We start from the raw sequence: 15,822 nt of genomic DNA on the forward strand, positions 1-15,822 counted from the left end.
GTGTCACTCTCTCAAAGCGACCACTTAAATATATCATATATCTCTATCAACAGTCAACATTTTTCTTAAAAAACATTTTATTTTTTTAAGAAGTTTCCACTGTAGAAGAGATAAAAAATAGAGCCTCTTTTTGCTCCTTTGAAAGGTTAACACATATCTATGAAAAAAGCATTATAAATTTCAAAAAAACTCATGTTTTTTTAGAAAAAAATAAAGCCGGTGAAGAACCGGCTTTATTTTTACTCAGATTGCTCTTGATCTGACTCTATAGTTTCTACGTTTTCTTCACTATTCTCTTCATCATCTTCTTGTGATTGTTCAACTAATGCCACTGTAGCGACATGTTCATCATCACCAAGACGAATCAGGCGGACACCTTGAGTGACTCGACCTGTTGTTGAAATGTCTGAAACGGCCATACGAATGATCACGCCGCTTCCTGTAATAATCATCAAGTCCTCTTCAGCTTCAGCATTTGTTGCCTTCACTGCGACAAGCGGACCATTGTTATCAGTGATTTTACATGTTTTAAGACCTTTACCGCCCCGGCTTTGAACACGGTATTCTTTTTCAGGTGTTAACTTACCATATCCTTTTTCGGTTACGATCAATACGTTTGCATCTGGCTCAAGGATTTCCATCCCAACGACGATGTCATCCTCTGAAAGCGTAATTCCTTTCACGCCAGCCGCCGTACGTCCCATTTCACGAACGTCTGTCTCGTCAAAACGAATCAGCATACCTTTTTTCGTACCAATGATGATTTGTTTTTCTCCATTGGTTAAACGGACAGCCATCAGTTCATCTTCGTCACGAAGACTTAATGCGATAAGTCCATTGTTTCGAATGTTGGCAAACTGAGATAATGATGTTCGTTTTGATACGCCGTGTCTTGTTGTAAAGAAGAGATACGAATCTTCATCAAATTCGCTTACTGGAATAATGGCATTAATCCACTCTCCCTTTTCTACTTCAAGCAGGTTAATAATCGGAATCCCTTTCGCCGTTCGTCCGAATTCAGGAATTTCATATCCCTTCGCACGATAGACCTTCCCTTTATTAGAGAAGAAGAGGATCGTATCATGGGTAGATGTTGAAATCAGCTGTTCTACGAAATCATCCTCATTGGTTCCCATGCCCTGAACACCTTTACCGCCTCTTTTTTGGCTGCGGTATGTTGATGCAGGCAGACGCTTGATATAACCATTATGAGTCAGCGTAATCACAATATTCTCAACAGGGATCAAATCTTCGTCTTCAATTGTTTCAATACCTGCCGTCACAATTTCAGTACGGCGCGTATCATTGAAACGTTCTTTGATTTCTGTTAATTCTTCTCTAATGATTTCAAGAACTTTCTCATTGTCTGCTAAAATGGCTTTCAACTCAGCAATCAAATCAACAAGTCCTTTGTATTCTTCTTCTATCTTTTCTCTTTCCAAACCAGTTAAGCGCTGAAGACGCATATCAAGAATGGCCTGTGCTTGTTTTTCGGACAAGCTATAGTTCTCCATTAAGCCATTTCTCGCAATTTCAGCAGTTTGAGAGCTTCTAATTAATGCAATGACTTCATCTAAATGGTCAAGAGCGATTCTTAAACCTTCTAGAATATGAGCTCTTGCTTCAGCTTTACGAAGTTCATATGCTGTTCTTCTGCGAATGATCACTTTTTGATGCTCTAGATAATATTCAAGACATTGTTTGAGGGACAAGACTTTCGGCTGTCCATCAACTAGTGCCAATAAGTTGATCCCAAATGACGTTTGGAGTGTCGTTTGTTTATAAAGATTGTTTAATAGAACGTGGGCGTTCGCGTCTCTTCGCAGTTCAATTACAATCCGCATTCCATTACGATCAGACTCGTCACGCAGATCTGTAATGCCATCAATCTTTTTATCGCGCACAAGATCAGCGATTTTTTCGATCAAACGGGCTTTGTTGACCTGATATGGAATTTCATTGATGACAATCCGCTGCTTACCGCTGGATGTTTCTTCGATAATAGAATTTGCACGTAATGTAATAGAGCCCCGGCCTGTTTCATATGCTTTGCGAATTCCGCTTCGGCCTATGATTTGTCCCGCAGTTGGGAAATCTGGTCCTGGAATGATCTCCATTAGTTCCTGTGTTGTCATTTCTGGGTTTTGACTAATCGCAAGTACCCCATCAATCACTTCACCTAGCTGGTGAGGGGGAATGTTGGTGGCCATCCCTACAGCGATACCTGTTGCCCCGTTGACTAATAAGTTCGGGAATCGAGCTGGCATAACGATTGGTTCTCTTTCACTGCCATCGTAGTTATCTTGATAATCAATCGTATCCTTGGTGATATCACGCAGGATTTCCATTGAAATTTTAGATAGACGCGCCTCAGTATAACGCATTGCCGCTGCACCGTCTCCATCGACAGAACCAAAGTTTCCATGACCTTCAACCAGCATATTACGATAGTTGAAATCTTGCGCCATCCGAACCATCGCTTCGTATACAGCGCTGTCACCGTGAGGGTGGTACTTACCGATAACTTCCCCAACGATACGTGCAGATTTCTTAAATGGTTTATCACTTGTCATACCTAGGTCATTCATCGCATACAAAATTCTTCGATGCACGGGCTTCAATCCATCTCGCACATCTGGTAATGCACGCGAAACAATAACACTCATTGCATAATCTAAAAAGGACGTACGCATTTCTTGACTAATATTTACTTCGCGTACATTTGGTGTATGTTGTTCACTCACTATAAGAACCTCCCTTTACGTATCACATGAAATAAATTATGTGGGAGTAAAATATGTATTTATCTTCACAAGACTATTCTCCATTATATCAATAATCTCGGCTTTATACACATTTATTTACTAGAAAATCAACGAAAACACGGAAAACCAGGACATTCGTTACACGCCCCTATTTCTTGAAAAACAACCTTATTCCAAACAAGAAATAAGGTTGTTCTCAGGAGGGATCTATCTAAATATCAAGGTTTTTCACGTATTGTGCATTTTCTTCGATAAAGTTTCGTCTCGGCTCTACTTTATCTCCCATCAGCATTTCAAATGTCTCATCAGCATCGATCGCATCCTCAAGTGTGACTTGAAGAAGTGTTCTCGCATCAGGGTCCATTGTTGTTTCCCAAAGCTGAGCAGCATTCATTTCTCCAAGACCTTTATAACGCTGAAGTCCAGGCTTTGGTGTTTGAGGAAGTGATTTTAACAGCTCATCCAGCTGTTTATCGTTATACACGTACTCCACACGTTTTCCTTGCTGCACTTTATATAAAGGCGGCTGCGCAATATACACATAACCGTTTTCAATAATTTCACGCATGTAGCGATAGAAGAATGTTAAGAGCAGCGTTCGAATATGTGCACCATCCACATCGGCATCTGTCATGATCACAATTTTGTGATAGCGTGCTTTCTCTAAAGTAAAGTCTTCTCCGATTCCAGTTCCTAACGCTGTAATCATTGAACGAACCTCGTTGTTCGATAAAATTTTATCTAGACGAGCTTTTTCTACGTTTAGGATTTTCCCTCTTAACGGTAAAATCGCTTGGAAGTGACGATCACGTCCTTGTTTAGCAGACCCGCCCGCAGAATCTCCCTCTACAATATAGAGTTCAGAGATGGAAGGATCTTTAGAAGAACAGTCTGCCAGTTTCCCAGGTAAGCTGGAGACTTCCAGCGCACTTTTACGTCTTGTCAGCTCACGAGCCTTTTTGGCCGCCATTCTTGCACGAGCCGCCATCAGTCCCTTTTCCACAATTTTTTTCGCAGAATCAGGATTTTCAAGCAAGAATTTCTCAAGTGCTTCAGAGAAGAGGGAGTCAGTGATGGTTCTCGCTTCTGAGTTCCCAAGCTTCGTCTTCGTTTGTCCTTCGAATTGAGGGTCTGGATGTTTGATGGAGATAATGGCTGTTAAGCCTTCTCGCACATCTTCACCGCTCAAATTCGCATCCCCATCTTTGAATACGCCATTTTTACGAGCATAATCATTGATGACACGCGTTAGACCGGTTTTAAAGCCAGCTTCGTGTGTTCCGCCTTCATACGTATTGATATTGTTGGCGAAGGAATAGATATTGCTTGTATAGGAATCGTTGTATTGTAATGCCACTTCCACCGTGATTCCGTCTTTCTCACCTTCGATATAAACAGGTTCTTCGTGAACAACTTCTTTTGAGCGGTTTAAATGTTCTACATAACTCTTAATACCGCCTTCGTAGCAGTATTCATTTCTCCGCTCTTTGCCTTCACGCAAGTCTTCAATGATGATGTTTACACCTTTTGTTAAGAAAGCCAACTCACGAACACGGTTGGCAAGTGTATCGTAATCAAATTCAATGGTTTCCGTGAAAATTTCTGGATCTGGCACAAAGTGAGTGGTTGTCCCGGTTACATCTGTTTCACCAATAACCTCTAAATCTCCCACTGGAACGCCGCGTTTGAACTGCTGATAATGAATTTTCCCGTCACGGTATACAGTCACGTCTAAGGTAGTAGATAATGCATTTACAACAGATGCCCCTACACCATGCAGACCGCCTGATACTTTATAACCGCTGCCGTCGAATTTACCACCAGCGTGAAGAACAGTCATAATGACCTCTACGGCAGGACGCCCCATTTTCTCATGAATCCCAACAGGAATCCCGCGGCCATTATCTTTTACTGTAATGCTGTTATCTTTTTCAATTTGCACTGTAATGTCTGTACAATAACCAGCTAATGCCTCATCAATACTGTTGTCGACAATTTCCCATACAAGATGGTGAAGTCCTTTTGCATTGGTTGACCCAATGTACATTCCTGGACGTTTTCTAACAGCTTCTAGTCCTTCAAGCACCTGTATCTGATTTTCATCATAACTATTATGTTGCTGTTCCATTGCCACGTACATTCACCTACACTTTTCTTAAACGATATATTTATATGAATTGAGCTTTTAGACTTCAATTTCAATCACAAACGAAGCACGTTTTTTGAGCGTGCTTGAGGAAAGAGGAGAGTAATAAACAGATTCAGTTGTGACGACAATGGATTTGGGTGTCCCTTGGGATAACGAAATGATCTGTTTCTCTTGTTTTTGTAGAAACTCTTCTACAACAGAAGACGACCTCATTTTGTAATCAACAATTGCGACAATCTCTCGTGTAGAAACAACACAATCATCACCTAAATGAATATACAAGACTCACACCTCATTTATCAGTCAATTACTTTTCCACTGGCTACTCTGAAAATTTCCGCTTCTTTCAGGGTGGCGTGATCGATACCTTCAACACTTGTTGTGGTGACGAAGGTCTGGACACGTCCTTGAATGGTATGGAGCAAATGAGACTGTCTGTAATCATCAAGTTCAGATAACACATCATCAAGTAGAAGAATAGGATATTCTCCGATTTCTTCATGTATCAGATCAATTTCTGCCAGCTTTAGTGAAAGAGCTGTTGTTCTTTGCTGCCCTTGAGAGCCATATGTCTGAACATCCCGACCATTTACAAAGAAAAGCAGGTCATCTCTGTGAGGTCCCCACAGTGTCACCCCTCGGTCTATTTCTCTCTCTCTTAGTTTCTGAAACGATTCTTCATAGCTATTCTTTATTTTCGACAAGTCTGACGCTTCTGATACCTCTATTGCCGTCTGGTATTGGAGCGTGAGTGTTTCTAGCTCTCTAGAAATCCCAAAATGCAGCGGCTGCGCCCATTTTTCGAGCTGTTTCGTAAAAGTCAGTCGTCTTTTGACAACTTTCGCTGCCGCATCAATCAACTGCTCTGTTAAAATCTCCAGCATCGCTTGATCAGTTTGCTTTCTTGTCTGCAATTGTTTCAAGTAATGATTACGCTGAGAGAGGATTTTTTGATAGAGCGATAAATCATGCAAGTAGACAGCAGAAACTTGTCCAATCTCCATGTCGAGGAATCTTCTGCGGATTTGCGGGCTGCCCTTCACAAGACTTAAGTCCTCTGGCGCAAACATGATGGTGTTTAACGCACCAACATAATGACTGAGCTTCTGTTGTTCAATGTGATTGACCTTACCCTTTTTCCCTTTTTTTGAGATCACGAGCTGCATTGGGAGTGGACCATTTTTTTTAATGACTCTACCTTCTATTTTAGCATAGTCTTGGTCCCATCGGATAAGTTCTTTATCATTTGACGTACGATGAGACTTTGCCATCGACAATACATAGATCGCTTCCATCAAGTTCGTTTTACCTTGGGCATTCTCACCGATCATGACATTCACCTTATTGTCGAATTGAAGCTCGGTGTGTTCATAATTTCGGTATGAAGTTAACGCCAGACTTTGAATGTACATGTATTGTCACCCGTTTCTAATTCACAACTTGAAATGTGCCGTAACCTTCTATCTCGACAACATCTCCTGGGTATAGTTTGCGTCCCCGTCTATTATCTGGCTCTTGATTAATGAACACCTCATGTTCACTTAAAAACCATTTCGCCATTCCGCCAGATTGGATGACTTCGGCTAATTTCAAAAACTGCCCTAATGTAATCATTTCTGTTTCAATGGTTATAAGATTAGGCATTGTATCGACCTCTTTCAATATCACTAATATCTAATTGTACTAAAAAACAAGACAAGAAGGAAAGGGGGAAAGCGAACTGGGATAAAAGAAAGCATGGAAAACGAGAAGAAAAGCTGCTGTGCACTCACACAGCAGCCATTTTAGATTGAATTAATACGTTCTTACCGGAAGAATCAATTGCAAGATAGAATCATCATTCGGCGTACGCAGCAGGAACGGTCTCATTGCACCAGTGAAGCTTACATGAATATCGGTTCCCTCTAATACTTTTAACGCATCCAGCATATATTTTGGACTGAAGGAGATTTTAAGATCTTCCCCTTTAATATCATCTGCTTGAACCGTCTCCACCACTTTACCGATCTCAGGCGAATTAGAAGAGATTTCAAGGCTTTGTTCAGGGTCAGCTGACAGTTTCACGACATTATTACGTCCTTCTCTTGCCAAAAGTGATGCACGATCAATGGCTTGAAGGAACTCTTTCGTGTTGACCACGACATCTGTTTTACTTTCTTGCGGGATCAGACGAGCTGTATCTGGATAATTACCATCCAGCAATCTTGAGAAGAACAAGACGTTTTGTGCTTTAAAAAGAACTTGTGTTTCTGTAATGACGATGCTCACAAGATCTTGTCCATCATCAAGAATTTTACTTAGCTCTGTTAAACTCTTCCCTGGAATCACGACATTATACGAACTTTCCTCGTTAATATCTAACTTCGCTTTTCTTAAAGCAAGACGGTGGCTATCCGTCGCCGTGCATATTAATTCACCTTTTTCAACTTTCCAGTTTACACCTGTCAAGATAGGTCGTGTTTCTGAGGTGGACACTGCAAAAACAGTTTGACGAATCAAGTTTTTAAGCAGATCTGTCGGAATTTGAAATGCATGATGCTCTTCAATTTGTGGAAGATGCGGATATTCTTCAGCATCTAAGCCGTTTAAGTTAAATTCTGCTGAACCAGAGCGGATGATGGTCAGGTGATTTTGTTCTACTTCAATTTCGACAGTAGCCATAGGTAGTTTCTTTACAATTTCACTAAAGAAGCGGGCTTGAAGTACAATACTTCCCGGACGATCGATGGTGATAACCTCTAAATCTCCATCTCTTTGAGGAATGAAAGATTCAATTGAGATATCAGAATCGCTTCCTGTTAGAGAAACCCCTTCATCAGACGCAACAATTTTAATCCCTGTCAAAATAGGAATCGTTGTTCTAGAGGATACGGCCTTTAATACATCTTGGACACTTTGGACAAGACGATCTTTTTGAATCGTGAATTTCATAGTGGTCCTCCTAAATTTTCTTAATGACATGTATATATATTTTATTAATAAAAATCGTAGAAGTAATAGTAGGGCTTGTGAATATGTGGATAAGTCAAGAAAAAGAAAGGAAAGACAGCCTATCCACATGTGGACAGACTGTGTATGACTATGCTCTAGTTATTCACATTTTCCCGTACTCATTATATGGTTATTTTAATTGTTCTTTGATCTCTTTGACATGCTGCTGAAGCTGTTCATCTTCAACGATTAATTTCGAAATCTTCTCATGAGCATGAATGACAGTCGTATGATCACGACCGCCAAATTCTTCTCCGATTTTAGGCAGAGAGGAATCGGTCATTTCTCTAGAGAGGTACATGGCAATTTGTCTTGGATAAGCAACTGACTTCGTACGTTTCTTCGCTTTGAAATCCTCTAATCGAATATTAAATTGCTGCCCTACGATTCTTTGAATATCTTTAATTGTAATGACCTTTGGCTTCGATGAAGGAATGATGTCCTTTAGTGCCTCAGCTGCTAGATCTGCATTAATGTCTTTATTAATTAAAGATGAGTAAGCAACGACACGAATCAAAGCACCCTCCAGCTCACGAATATTGCTGTCGATTTGATTGGCAATATACAGCATGACTTCATTTGGAATATCTAAGCCTTCTGCTTTTGCTTTTTTGCGCAGAATTGCGATACGTGTTTCTAGATCTGGCGGGGTAATGTCTGTAATTAAGCCCCATTCAAATCGAGAGCGCAATCTGTCTTCAAGTGTCGGAATTTCTTTCGGAGGCCGATCACTAGAAATGACGATTTGCTTACTTTCTTCGTGAAGTGTGTTGAATGTATGGAAAAACTCTTCTTGAGTTTGTTCTTTTCCTGCTAAAAATTGAATATCATCTATCAAAAGCACGTCTACATTCCGATAACGGTTACGGAAGTCGACAGCTTTGTTATCTCGGATTGAGTTGATAAATTCATTAGTAAATTTTTCAGATGATAGATAGACCACTTTGGCTGATGGATTATGGTCGATCACATAGTGACCAATCGCATGCATCAAGTGAGTCTTTCCTAAACCAACGCCCCCATAAATAAAAAGCGGGTTATATGCTTTTGCTGGTGCTTCCGCGACTGCAAGTGAAGCGGCATGAGCAAAACGGTTACCTGAACCAATAACAAAAGTATCAAATGTATATTTTGGATTCAGCATATTTTGTGGAATGTCAACAGGCTCTTCTTTAGACATTTTTTTGATTGGAGACTTTGGCATGGCTTCCTCTTCGTCCTGATTTTGAGGAATAATAAATTTAATGCTGAGCTCTTCACCTGTTAGTTCATAGATGGTATCAGCAATTAAGTGAAGATATCTTGACTCGAGCCAATCTCTAGCAAATTCATTTGGTGCCGTAATTGTAAGCGTATCTCCCTGAAGAGAATGGGCTTTTGTCGATTTCATCCATGTCTCAAAACTGGGTTTGCTCAATTTTGTCTCTATTTTCTGAAGTGCTTTATTCCACAGATCCAAAATATTTTCCATAAGGCCTCTCCCCCCTCCTTTTCTTTTTAAAATGACCAGTATCAAACTGTTATAGAACACGAAAAAGAGCAAATGGTCATCACCATTCGTGCACATACATTGTTGAAAACAATTAATATAGTAGAAAAACGTCTTTTCGACAAATTACACAAGCTGTGGATAAACAATTCAACAGGCTGTGTAATAACTTTCCACAGGTTATCCACAATTTGTGGATAATATAAATGGGCCAGATAAGTAATTAAGAGTTAAAACACAAATATAATATCAAAATAAACAAGATGGTGCAATGGGTGTCACAAACTTATCCACACACTTTACATCCTGTTGAAAAATAATTATCCACATCGGTTATTTGTGTGAAAAAAATGTCGATAATGGGTGTGGATAGTCTAAATATGCCGGAAAAATATCCACATCCATGTTTTGAAGGTCTTTTAGGAGGAAAAAAAGAATAAAATGCTGGAAACTAAAAAAGAAGGTTTCTTCGTTTGATAACTTATGTTATGCTTATAAGGTTGATAATAAGAGTTTTATCATTGATATTGACAATCGATGGGTTACACAAATATAATGAGTTAGACTGTCTTAAACAGCTATTCCTCAGGGAGGTGTCATAAATGAAAAGAACGTTTCAACCAAATAACCGTAAGCGTAGTAAAGTTCATGGCTTCCGCAGCCGTATGAGTACTAAAAACGGACGTCTAGTTTTAAAGCGACGCCGCAGCAAAGGTAGAAAAAAATTATCAGCTTAGGCCACTGAATAATGTCAGTGGTCTTTTTTACATAGAATCGTAAATGAACTGTCAGTTTTTATCGGAGTGGAAGAAAACATGAAGAAGCGAAACAGGCTAAAAAAAAATGAAGAGTTTCAAAAGGTGTTCAAAAAAGGTCAATCAATGGCAAATCGCCAATTCGTTATTTACCAGCTGGATCAGCCAAATCAAGATGAACTGCGTTTAGGATTGTCTGTCAGTAAGAAGATTGGTAATGCAGTGATAAGAAACCGAATTAAACGACTGATCCGTCAGGTGTTTTTAGAGGAAGGTCATAAGTTAAAGCAAGAAAAAGACTACATAGTCATTGCACGAAAACCAGCGAGTGAATTGACCTTTGAAGAAACAAAGAAGTCTCTCCAACATTTATTTAGAAAATCCGCTGTTTATCAACAACAACCGAAAAAGTCTTCGTAATAGAAACTTTCGTTGAATCAATTTTAAAAGCGCTTCCTTCATCTAGTGAATTAAAATGAAACCACCACTTTGCAAAGAAAAAATGTTACCATACTGATTAGGTGAGTCACTTTCTTAATCAATTCCAACTTAAATAAAGTTTGAAGTAATGGGAGGAATCTTGTTGAAAAGGCGATTATTACTAATATTTAGCTTGATTGGCGTATTGGTTTTATTGGCAGGGTGTACACAGATCAATGAACCAATTACATCAGATAGTAAGGGATTCTGGAATTCTTATATTGTTTACCCGCTATCTCAATTAATCACGTACATGGCAAACTTAACTGGTGAAAACTATGGTGTAGCGATTATTATTGTGACACTGCTAATTCGCTTGCTTATTTTACCATTAATGATTAAACAGTTAAGAAGTACAAAAGCGATGCAAGCATTGCAGCCTGAATTGAAAAAGCTTCGTGAAAAATATAGCTCTAAAGATCAAAAAACACAGCAGCAGCTTCAGCAGGAAACAATGGCCCTTTTTCAAAAAAATGGCGTCAATCCGTTAGCAGGCTGTTTCCCAATTTTAATTCAAATGCCAATCCTTATTGGTTTCTATCATGCAATTATGAGAACAGCAGAAATTAAAAAGCATACATTCTTATGGTTTGACTTAGGTAGCCCAGATCCATTGTTCCTATTACCAATTATTGCGGGTGTAGCTACTTTCATTCAGCAAAAGCTGATGATGGCTGGAAATCCTTCGGACAACCCTCAAATGGCTATCATGTTATGGGTGATGCCGATTATGATCGTTGTGTTTGCAATTAGTTTCCCAGCAGCACTTTCATTGTACTGGGTTGTAGGTAACATTTTCATGATCATTCAAACATTGGTGATTAAAACACCTCAAGTAAAAGTAGATACAAAAGAAAAAGCTGGCGGGAATAAAAAATGAAGGAAATAACTGCTGTCGGTCGCACAATCGAAGAAGCAGTAGATTCCGGACTTAAACAAATTCAGCTACTACAAGAAGAAGTAGAAATCACAATAGTAGATGAAGGAAATAAAGGGTTTTTAGGATTATTTGGTAAAAGACAAGCTGTGGTCAAGTTAGTAGAAAAGATAAATGCACTTAATTTAGCTACACAGTATTTAGATAAAATTGTTAAGTCTATTGATCCTAAAGCAAAGATTATTTCCAAACAGGAACCGAAAAAGATTTCTTTCCACATTGATGGAGATAAAACGTCATTAATGATTGGAAAAAGAGGCCAAACATTGTACTCTTTAGAAACGTTGGTACAGCTAGTGTTTAATCGTTATTCTGATCAGTATCATCATATAACAATTGATATTGGCGATTATAGGAAGAAACGACAAGAAGCACTTGAACAATATGCCGTCAAAACAGCAAATCGGGTTTTAAAAACGAAGAGAAAGGTTCATTTAGAACCAATGCCTTCGAATGAACGAAAAATTGTCCATGATGCGATTGCTGCATTCTCTAAAGAACTTGCAACGGCATCTGAAGATACAGGCAGCAAGCGTCATGTTGTGGTGTTGTATAAAAAATAGCAGAAAGGCTAAGATTCAGCAAAGCTGGATTTTAGTCTTTTTTTATTGAAAAATTGCTTTTTATAGATGATTCATCCTTTATTTCTAAAAATTAAGTGTGAGATATGAGTGTAAAACGCCATTTTAACAAGTAAGTAAAGGGGTCAGGGCGTTTAAATTTATTGGATTTAGGTGTAAGATGTGAAGACAAGTTTCAAACGTCGTTATTCACATGTGGATAAGTTAAGTGTTAAAATAGATAAGATGCAAAGCTGTGGATAATTAGATATGGGATACTTTCACTTCGCTTTCATTTATGGTATCTTTAAATTTTGGATTAAGCGTTTTTGATATAGAGATGGACATTGTCCATTTAATAGATAACAGACTGTTTATTCAGTAGAGAAAGAGGTGAATGAGTGATGGATACAATTGCAGCAATTTCTACGCCGATGGGTGAAGGAGCAATTGCGATTATTCGTTTAAGCGGGCCTGATGCGGTACAGATTGCTGATCGGATGTATAAAGGTCCTAAGGAGAAAAAACTTATATCGGTGGATTCTCATACGATTCATTATGGTCATATTGTGGATTCTAGCACTGAGCAAGTAATAGAAGAGGTCATGGTGTCAGTATTAAGAGCGCCAAAAACATTTACGAGAGAAGACGTTATTGAGATTAACTGCCATGGCGGAATTGTAACGGTCAATAAAGTATTGCAGCTTGCTTTAAGAGAAGGAGCAAGATTAGCGGAGCCAGGTGAGTTTACAAAACGAGCTTTCTTAAATGGAAGAATTGATCTTTCACAGGCTGAAGCGGTAATGGATTTGATTCGCGCAAAGACAGATCGTGCGATGAATGTAGCGATTACTCAAATGGAGGGACGCCTCTCCGGTTTGATTAAACGACTTCGCGGCGAGATATTGGAAACTTTGGCCCATGTTGAAGTCAATATTGACTATCCTGAGTATGACGATGTTGAAGAAATGACGCATCGGGTCTTAGTTGAAAAGGCAACATCAGTGAAAAAGGAAATTGAGTCACTGTTAACGACGTCTCAGCAGGGGAAAATACTTCGCGAGGGCTTATCCACTGTCATTATTGGAAGACCGAATGTTGGGAAGTCTTCCTTGTTGAATAGTCTTGTACAGGAAACAAAAGCGATTGTAACGGATATTCCTGGAACAACGAGAGATGTCATTGAGGAATATGTAAATGTTAGAGGTGTACCGCTTCGTTTAGTCGATACTGCGGGTATACGTGAGACGGAGGACATTGTTGAGCGTATAGGGGTTGAACGATCAAGACAGGTCTTAAAAGAAGCTGACCTGATTTTACTTGTGCTCAATTATAGCGAGGAATTGTCAGAAGAGGATATCAAACTATTTGAGGCCGTCTCAGGCATGGATATCATCGTGATCGTGAATAAGACAGATCTTGAGCCTAAGCTTGATATTGAAAAGGTCAAGCAGTTAGCGAAGGATCGTCCGGTGGTTACGACATCATTATTACAAGAAAAGGGGATTGATGAGCTTGAAATTGCGATTCAATCACTATTCTTCACGGGTTCAATTGAAAGTGGAGATTTAACGTATGTAAGTAACACAAGGCATATTGCGCTCCTTCAGGCAGCAAAACAATCCATTGAGGATGCTCTTGAAGGAATTGAAATGGACGTACCGATCGACATAGTTCAAATAGATTTAACACGCTGCTGGGAACAGCTGGGTGAAATTATTGGGGATGCTGTTCATGAAAGCTTGATTGATCAGTTATTCTCTCAATTCTGTTTAGGAAAGTAAAGGGAGGAACATAAGAAATGGGTTATGAAGCTGGCAATTATGACGTAATCGTCGTGGGTGCCGGTCATGCTGGAGTTGAGGCTGCTCTTGCATCTGCAAGACAGGGCGCCAAAACACTTGTATTGACTATCAACCTCGATATGGTTGCTTTTATGCCATGTAATCCGTCCGTAGGCGGCCCCGCAAAAGGGATTGTCGTCAGAGAAATTGATGCTCTAGGCGGAGAAATGGCACGAAATATAGATAAGACGCATATTCAAATGCGCATGCTGAATACGGGGAAAGGACCTGCTGTCCGTGCGTTAAGAGCGCAAGCAGATAAGTTCCAATATCAGCATGAAATGAAAAAAACAATGGAAAATGAACCAAACCTGACAATGTTGCAAGGTATGGTAGATCATTTAATTGTAGAAGATGATGAATGTAAAGGTGTTGTTACTCAAACAGGGGCGAACTATCGTGCGAAGTCTGTTGTATTAACAACAGGGACTTTCTTGAAAGGCCGCATTATTTTAGGAGACCTTTCGTATTCAAGCGGTCCAAATAACCAGCAGCCTTCTATTAAATTATCGGATCATTTAGCAGAACTAGGATTTGATTTGGTTCGTTTTAAAACAGGAACACCTCCTCGAGTGAATAGCCACTCGATTGACTATAGTAAAACAGAAATTCAACCAGGTGATGATGTCCCGCGGGCATTCTCCTATGAAACGGTTGAATATATTACTGACCAGCTGCCATGCTGGCTAACATACACGAGTTTAGAGACTCATCAAATAATTGATGAGAATCTACACCGTTCTCCAATGTATTCAGGTATGATTAAAGGAACTGGCCCTAGATACTGCCCGTCCATCGAAGATAAAGTGGTGCGTTTCAATGATAAACCGAGACATCAAATTTTCTTAGAGCCAGAAGGTCGTAATACACAGGAAGTTTATGTTCAAGGCTTGTCTACAAGTCTTCCGGAGGATGTACAGCAGCGCATGCTTTCAACCATCCCAGGACTCGAGAATGTACAAATGATGAGAGCGGGTTATGCCATCGAGTATGATGCGATTGTACCTACTCAATTGTGGCCTACACTTGAGACGAAGAAAATTTCTGGATTATATACAGCTGGCCAAATTAATGGTACGTCTGGTTATGAGGAAGCAGCAGGTCAAGGGATTATGGCAGGTATTAATGCAGGAAGAAAAGCATTGGGTAAAGAAGAAGTCATTTTAAGCCGATCTGATGCATATATCGGTGTTCTCATCGATGACCTTGTCACAAAAGGAACAAATGAACCGTACCGTCTCTTGACATCACGTGCTGAGTATCGTCTACTTCTACGTCATGACAATGCTGATTTAAGATTAACTGAACTTGGGTATCAAATTGGATTAATTTCTGAAGAAAGATTCCAGTCATTCCAGCAGAAAAAAGAAGCCATCGAAGCAGAGAAAAAACGTTTATATTCTGTCATCATTAAACCAACAGCAGAGACTCAAGAATTTATTCGTTCACTCGGTGGAAGTGAGCTGAAGGACGGTATTCGTGCAAGCGATTTGATGAAGCGTCCAGAAATGAACTATGAATCTGTTGTGAAATTAGCTCCTGCTGAAACACCGCTTCCTTCTGATGTGTGTGAGCAGGTAGAGATTCAAATTAAATACGAAGGTTATATTGAAAAGTCACTCCAGCAAGTTGAAAAACTGAAAAAGATGGAGAACAAAAAGATTCCTGACCGAATTGATTATGACGCCATCAAAGGAATTGCAACTGAAGCGAAACAAAAGCTGAAAGAAGTCCGACCGCTTTCTGTTGCACAGGCTTCTCGTATTTCAGGCGTTAACCCTGCTGATATTTCTATCCTTTTAGTATATTTAGAGCAGGGGCGTATTGCGAAGATAGCAGAATAGAAAGGATG

At 39.6% G+C, this 15,822-nt stretch carries 13 protein-coding genes; 6 read left to right on the forward strand and 7 right to left on the reverse strand.

All coding sequences use genetic code 11. From position 1 onward, the window contains the following. Window positions 1-239: 239 nt before the first annotated feature. The 7 genes from gyrA to dnaA all read right to left on the reverse strand — a co-directional run bounded on the left by gyrA (window position 240) and on the right by dnaA (window position 9,376). Entirely contained in the window at window positions 240-2,744 is a 2,505-nt protein-coding gene (gyrA, locus tag OIT90_RS00005; RefSeq protein ID WP_039175829.1) for a DNA gyrase subunit A, read from the reverse strand. Window positions 2,745-2,976: 232 nt separating this feature from the next. Next, on the reverse strand, window positions 2,977-4,893 hold the full coding sequence (gyrB, locus tag OIT90_RS00010) for a DNA topoisomerase (ATP-hydrolyzing) subunit B (protein ID WP_024424077.1): 1,917 nt from the start codon (window positions 4,891-4,893) through the stop codon (window positions 2,977-2,979). A 57-nt stretch (window positions 4,894-4,950) separates the two neighbouring features. Further along, window positions 4,951-5,196 carry an extracellular matrix regulator RemB gene (gene remB / locus OIT90_RS00015; RefSeq protein ID WP_039175827.1) on the reverse strand — a complete coding sequence of 82 codons (246 nt, stop codon included), beginning with the start codon at window positions 5,194-5,196 and terminating at the stop codon, window positions 4,951-4,953. A 17-nt stretch (window positions 5,197-5,213) separates the two neighbouring features. After that, entirely contained in the window at window positions 5,214-6,326 is a 1,113-nt protein-coding gene (gene recF / locus OIT90_RS00020; RefSeq protein WP_024424075.1) for a DNA replication/repair protein RecF, read from the reverse strand. 16 nt (window positions 6,327-6,342) lie between these two features. Beyond that, window positions 6,343-6,558 (reverse strand): S4 domain-containing protein YaaA, encoded by a 216-nt coding sequence (yaaA, locus tag OIT90_RS00025; RefSeq protein WP_008360916.1) that lies wholly within the window; start codon window positions 6,556-6,558, stop codon window positions 6,343-6,345. A gap of 150 nt (window positions 6,559-6,708) precedes the next feature. Then, the gene (gene dnaN, locus OIT90_RS00030) at window positions 6,709-7,845 is read right to left on the reverse strand and encodes a DNA polymerase III subunit beta (protein WP_039175825.1); all 1,137 of its coding nucleotides are present in this window, start codon (window positions 7,843-7,845) and stop codon (window positions 6,709-6,711) included. Between the two features lie 190 nt (window positions 7,846-8,035). Continuing rightward, window positions 8,036-9,376, reverse strand: a complete 1,341-nt coding sequence (gene dnaA, locus OIT90_RS00035) for a chromosomal replication initiator protein DnaA (protein WP_024424073.1) — start codon at window positions 9,374-9,376, stop codon at window positions 8,036-8,038. A gap of 620 nt (window positions 9,377-9,996) precedes the next feature. Between dnaA and rpmH the strand changes: the two genes are divergently transcribed. From rpmH to mnmG, 6 genes are all read left to right on the forward strand, one after another. Next, window positions 9,997-10,131: a 50S ribosomal protein L34 gene (gene rpmH, locus OIT90_RS00040; protein WP_073208224.1), complete on the forward strand. Its 135-nt coding sequence runs from the start codon at window positions 9,997-9,999 to the stop codon at window positions 10,129-10,131. Between the two features lie 78 nt (window positions 10,132-10,209). Continuing rightward, window positions 10,210-10,569 (forward strand): ribonuclease P protein component, encoded by a 360-nt coding sequence (gene rnpA, locus OIT90_RS00045; RefSeq protein WP_008360906.1) that lies wholly within the window; start codon window positions 10,210-10,212, stop codon window positions 10,567-10,569. Between the two features lie 157 nt (window positions 10,570-10,726). Further along, entirely contained in the window at window positions 10,727-11,509 is a 783-nt protein-coding gene (spoIIIJ, locus tag OIT90_RS00050; RefSeq protein WP_087976621.1) for a YidC family membrane integrase SpoIIIJ, read from the forward strand. After that, window positions 11,506-12,129, forward strand: coding sequence for an RNA-binding cell elongation regulator Jag/EloR (jag, locus tag OIT90_RS00055; RefSeq protein ID WP_212052999.1), 624 nt, complete (start codon window positions 11,506-11,508; stop codon window positions 12,127-12,129). The genes spoIIIJ and jag overlap by 4 nt, the downstream gene beginning before the upstream one ends. Window positions 12,130-12,530: 401 nt before the next feature. Then, window positions 12,531-13,910, forward strand: coding sequence for a tRNA uridine-5-carboxymethylaminomethyl(34) synthesis GTPase MnmE (gene mnmE / locus OIT90_RS00060; RefSeq protein WP_039182936.1), 1,380 nt, complete (start codon window positions 12,531-12,533; stop codon window positions 13,908-13,910). A gap of 17 nt (window positions 13,911-13,927) precedes the next feature. After that, a complete protein-coding gene (gene mnmG, locus OIT90_RS00065) occupies window positions 13,928-15,814 on the forward strand; it encodes a tRNA uridine-5-carboxymethylaminomethyl(34) synthesis enzyme MnmG (RefSeq protein WP_039182934.1) in 1,887 nt (628 codons plus the stop codon). The last annotated feature ends 8 nt before the right edge of the window (window positions 15,815-15,822 follow it).

It is taken from the genome of Bacillus sp. ABR (assembly GCF_056172715.1).

Excerpts from the sequence above, each read along its gene's own strand:
- gyrB (WP_024424077.1), bottom strand. The coding sequence starts at position 4,893 with ATGGAACAGCAACATAATAGTTATGATGAAAATCAGATACAGGTGCTT.
- recF (WP_024424075.1), bottom strand. The coding sequence starts at position 6,326 with ATGTACATTCAAAGTCTGGCGTTAACTTCATACCGAAATTATGAACAC.
- yaaA (WP_008360916.1), bottom strand. The coding sequence starts at position 6,558 with ATGCCTAATCTTATAACCATTGAAACAGAAATGATTACATTAGGGCAG.
- dnaN (WP_039175825.1), bottom strand. The coding sequence starts at position 7,845 with ATGAAATTCACGATTCAAAAAGATCGTCTTGTCCAAAGTGTCCAAGAT.
- dnaA (WP_024424073.1), bottom strand. The coding sequence starts at position 9,376 with ATGGAAAATATTTTGGATCTGTGGAATAAAGCACTTCAGAAAATAGAG.
- rpmH (WP_073208224.1), top strand. The coding sequence starts at position 9,997 with ATGAAAAGAACGTTTCAACCAAATAACCGTAAGCGTAGTAAAGTTCAT.
- rnpA (WP_008360906.1), top strand. The coding sequence starts at position 10,210 with ATGAAGAAGCGAAACAGGCTAAAAAAAAATGAAGAGTTTCAAAAGGTG.
- jag (WP_212052999.1), top strand. The coding sequence starts at position 11,506 with ATGAAGGAAATAACTGCTGTCGGTCGCACAATCGAAGAAGCAGTAGAT.
- mnmE (WP_039182936.1), top strand. The coding sequence starts at position 12,531 with ATGGATACAATTGCAGCAATTTCTACGCCGATGGGTGAAGGAGCAATT.
- mnmG (WP_039182934.1), top strand. The coding sequence starts at position 13,928 with ATGGGTTATGAAGCTGGCAATTATGACGTAATCGTCGTGGGTGCCGGT.